The 4,022-nt window shown below is 60.9% G+C and carries 4 protein-coding genes and 2 pseudogenes; all 6 read right to left on the bottom strand.

Annotated elements, in window-relative coordinates:
• Nucleotides 1-319 (bottom strand): annotated as a pseudogene (locus NKG99_RS35460) (transposase); the annotation flags it as partial.
• An 8-nt stretch (nucleotides 320-327) separates the two neighbouring features.
• Entirely contained in the window at nucleotides 328-624 is a 297-nt protein-coding gene (locus NKG99_RS35455; RefSeq protein ID WP_352874096.1) for a hypothetical protein, read from the bottom strand.
• 6 nt (nucleotides 625-630) lie between these two features.
• A protein-coding gene (gene tnpC / locus NKG99_RS35450) for an IS66 family transposase (RefSeq protein WP_502913110.1) occupies nucleotides 631-2,264 on the bottom strand; the annotation gives its coding sequence in 2 pieces (ribosomal slippage) (nucleotides 631-1,706 and nucleotides 1,706-2,264; 1,635 coding nt in all).
• A gap of 59 nt (nucleotides 2,265-2,323) precedes the next feature.
• Nucleotides 2,324-2,656 (bottom strand): IS66 family insertion sequence element accessory protein TnpB, encoded by a 333-nt coding sequence (gene tnpB / locus NKG99_RS35445; protein ID WP_352874094.1) that lies wholly within the window; start codon nucleotides 2,654-2,656, stop codon nucleotides 2,324-2,326.
• Nucleotides 2,653-3,048 (bottom strand): IS66-like element accessory protein TnpA, encoded by a 396-nt coding sequence (gene tnpA / locus NKG99_RS35440; protein ID WP_352874092.1) that lies wholly within the window; start codon nucleotides 3,046-3,048, stop codon nucleotides 2,653-2,655. The genes tnpB and tnpA overlap by 4 nt, the downstream gene beginning before the upstream one ends.
• A gap of 364 nt (nucleotides 3,049-3,412) precedes the next feature.
• A pseudogene (locus NKG99_RS35430) lies at nucleotides 3,413-4,022 on the bottom strand (hypothetical protein); the annotation flags it as partial.

The raw sequence follows: 4,022 nt of genomic DNA, 5'->3' as shown, positions 1-4,022 counted from the left end.
TTCCCGACCCTCAGCCTCGCGCGCCGCCATGACGAGGCTGTTGCTGATGGTCCGCAACAAGCCCGCCTCACGCCAGCGATAGAAAACTTCTGCACCGTTGAAAAGGGTGGGAAGTCTTTCGGCAGCAAAGCCACGCGCCGCCCGACGAGGCGAGGTAAAGAAGTGCGTTCACGACCTCGCGCAGGTCTGTCTTGCGCGGCCGGCCGATGCGGCTCGCCGACGGCATCATTGGCGCAATCAGCACCCACTCTGCATCGGGTAGATCGCTTGCGTAGCGTACCCATCCGGTGAAGACCGGTGAAGACCGCAGGTAGCTCAAGCCTGTTCCTAAAAGTTTGATCGGAGCGCCACGACTAGTTCTGCGGCTCTATCGCACAGGTTCGCCATCTTGCGATCGGACAGCCCCATGTCCTCTGTGGCGATTTCGAAGAGATAGCCGGCGATGTCTTTTGCCGTCGCGTTTTCGTGGATCAGCATCCCGAGCACGACGTCGGCATAGTCGTCATATTCGTCCTTAGCTTCGGGAATGCCAGATATGCCGATCGGATTCCAATCGCGAAGCAATACATCGCGAACAAGAGCTCGGTTTTTGTCAGGCTGATCTCTGTCGGTTTTGTGAGCCATCAGAGCCTACGCAGCAACGGCTTTTACTGACGATGTCACCCAATTCCAGGGGAGCAATTGCTCCAGCCTGGAGATCGGCATGTCGGCGATGTGGGCGAGAATATCGGCCAGCCAGGCCTGCGGATCGACGTCGTTGAGCTTTGCGGTGGTGATCAGGGTTGCCATGAAGGCGGCCCGATCAGCGCCGCGATCGGAGCCTGCAAACAACCAAGCTTTCCTGCCGAGAGCAAAACCACGCAACGCCCGTTCGGCGGCGTTGTTGGTGAGACAAATCCGGCCGTCGCCGAGGAAGGACGTGAAGCCATCCCAGCGCTTCAGTATGTAGTCGATAGGCTCGGCAACCGGAGAACTGCGCGACAGTTTGGCCCTCTCGGTTCGCAGCCAGGCCTCAAGTTCGGTGGCGAGAAGACGGCTTTCCTGCCGGCGTCGTTGCAGCCGTTCGTGGGCGGCAAGCCCGTTGATCCCGCGCTCGATGTCAAACAGCGCGTCGATGCGCTTGACGGCCTCGAGCGCGATCGGTGAGATCGGGGCGGCGTTCTTGCCGCGTTTGGCATTGGCGGCGATGTCGGCAAGCACGAAGAATTTGCGGCGCGCATGCGCCCAACACAGCGCCTGGGTCAGCGGACCGGGGTCACGGTCTGCCTTGAACAGCGGGTTGTAGCCGCCATAGGCGTCGGCCTGCAGAATGCCGCTGAAGCTCTTCAGATGACGCTCGGGATGTTCCTGCCGCCGATCGCGCGAGGCATAATAGAGCGCCGCCGGCGGCGACTGCCCACCGAAGGGCCGATCATCCCTGACGTAAGTCCAAATGCGCCCCGTATCGGTCTTGCCGCGTGCCAGGATCGGCACGGTGGTGTCGTCACCATGCAGACGTTCGGCGGCAAGCACATGCGTTTCGATCAGCGCATGCACCGGCTTCAGTGCCGCGGCACAAGCTCCGACCTGGTCGGCCAGTGTCGAGAGGCTGAGGTCGATGCCCTCGCGGGCATAGCGCTCACTTTGCCGGTTCAGCGGTTGATGCTGACCGAACTTCTCGAACAGGATCATGGCGAGGAGATTTGGCCCGGCGAAGCCGCGCGGGTCACATGGAAGGGAGCCGGCGGCTGCGCGACCTTCTCGCATTCACGGCAAGAGAACTTCTCGCGCACAGTCTGGATCACCTTCCACTGGCGCGGGATCACCTCCAGCGTCTCGGTGATATCCTCGCCAAGCTTTGCCAGCTTGGCCGAACCACAGCACGGGCAGTTTGACGGTGCGGCGATGACCACGCGCTCACGCGGCAGATGGTCGGGAAAGGGCTTGCGCGACGGGCGCTTGCGCTCGAAGGCCCTGACCGTCGATGACCGTGCCGCCAGTTCCGCCGCCAGCTCGTCTTCGCCGGCGTCGGCTTCCAGTTCCTCGAGCTGCAGCTCCATCTGTTCGAGAAGCCGGGCTTTCCGCTCCGAGCGACTGCCATGGATCTCGCGCTTCAGCTTCTCGATCTCCAGCCTGAGCCGCGCGATCAGCGCATCCGAGTGCGAGTTCATGGCCTGCGCGCGAGCGGCGAGTGCTTGTGCCTCCCAGCGGGCCGCACGCTCGGCCAGGATCATAACGTGCGCGCTGACAAGATCGTCAGGAAGCTGATCGGCCGCATCGGCCATGGCGCGATGGAATCATATTCGCTCCCGCCATGCCAGCGGTTTTGCTCATCCCGCCGAGCTTAGACGCCAGGTTTTTTGCGGCATCCGCCAGTCGATGCCTTCGAGCAATAGCCGAGCTGTGCAGGCGTGATCACCACCGTGCCGTCGGCCGCCGATGGCCAGATGAAGCGGCCGCGCTCAAGCTTCTTCGTGAACAGGCAAGCACCCTGGCCGTCGTGCCAGATCACCTTGATCAGGCCACCCTGCCGCCCGCGGAAACAGAACAGATGACCGCTGTGCGGATCGCGCTTCAAGGTCTCCTGCACCATCAGCGAAAGACCCGGAAAACCTTTCCGCATATCCGTATAGCCAGTGGCGAGCCACACCTTCACACCGCGCGGAACCGGGATCATCGCCGCTCCAGAACATCGAGGATCCGGCCGAGCGCCTCGCTGTCGATATCACTCTCGACCCGCAGGCGGCGGGCGCCGCCAAGCTCGATCGTCACCATGCTGCTCTTCTTGCGCGGCCGGGAGATCGGCGATGGCGTCGCCGGCGGTTGTGGCGCTGACAGCGCCTCGACGACTTCCACGGGAACGAGCTGCGGCACGGACGGCGCGGAGATCTGGCAGAGTTCCTTGCGCCACCGGAAAAGCTGGCTCACATGGATGCCGGCCGACCGTGCAATCTCCGAAACACTGGCGCCCGGCTCAAACGTCGCCGCGACGAGCCGCTCCTTCTCCTCGCGAGACCAGCGCCGACGCCGCTCGACCGATGTGATCACCTCGATCTGATGCTTCGTCATAGGGCTACTCCTAGTGCTTGCACTAGGACTTGCAGCCTTCAGCCTACCTCAGCAAGGCGGCCGTCACCGTGGGGATACTGCGTAGCGGGCGCAACGCCGCTCATAATGCGCACGGGTGATTTCAGTCCAGGCCATCGTGATCTCCATCCAATCTCGCAAATCCGACAGAATCACAACCTGCTGAAATTACTCAACTCTTTTTGGAACGGACACTAAATGGGCCAGAGCTTACTTCAAAATGGATTATTTCAACGGGGCAAGGTCATATGCTCATAACTACGCGTAAGGGCGTGTTCTTGCCTGAATTCATGACCACGCTGCCTTCCCAAATCGGAAACGCCAATTTGTTTTGCGGATAGTTGATCTACCGTCCATAGCCATCGCGCACACGCGGTTCTAACCTCGTATTAAGCTGCGCGTCGCGGTCATGCCCGCTCCGGCCCTCAGATTGCTCTGCTGCGCGATCTATCCGGTGCGCACGATTTCTGTTGGGCATTAGGTCGCGGAGAGTTGGTGCGCCAAAGATCGTACCGGTTAGTGATTGTCGCGGCTGGTTAGGATCTGACCGAACCTGATCTTCTAACGCGATCTTTTGTTTCCCCTTATCAGAAGCCTCTCGTCCAATACTGACACGCGGTAATTCGCTGACATGCGACGGATCTCCGACGCTCAAGTCAGGAAGGTCCTTGCGGGTCGCTTGTGATGACCTAGGTGCTTCGCTCTCAAGCCTGACAAGTGCCGCGCGGTCAACGGGCGTTCCCGGGGCGATAGTAGGCGAGGCCACTTCCTCGAAAGTCCCATTCAAACTGATCCCATGGAAATCTCCTGCAATAACCCGCTCGGAGCGAGGTCTCTTGGTGTACATTTCGGACAGTGTATCGATTCTCCTCAGGTCCTCTTCGGTAAATTCGGGAAAGTCATCGGACTTTGCTTCTGATGGGCTCCATACCCGCTGCGTACCCTGCCCACGGCCC

Origin of the sequence: Mesorhizobium sp. M1409 (assembly GCF_040317535.1) — a bacterium.
In the GTDB taxonomy this organism is placed as follows: Bacteria; Pseudomonadota; Alphaproteobacteria; order Rhizobiales; family Rhizobiaceae; genus Mesorhizobium.
This window is presented reverse-complemented; position numbering and strand designations above follow the sequence as displayed.

Coding starts and splice junctions, on each gene's coding strand:
- tnpB (WP_352874094.1), bottom strand. CDS start 2,656: ATGATCCCGGTTCCGCGCGGTGTGAAGGTGTGGCTCGCCACTGGCTAT.
- tnpA (WP_352874092.1), bottom strand. CDS start 3,048: ATGACGAAGCATCAGATCGAGGTGATCACATCGGTCGAGCGGCGTCGG.
- NKG99_RS35455 (WP_352874096.1), bottom strand. CDS start 624: ATGGCTCACAAAACCGACAGAGATCAGCCTGACAAAAACCGAGCTCTT.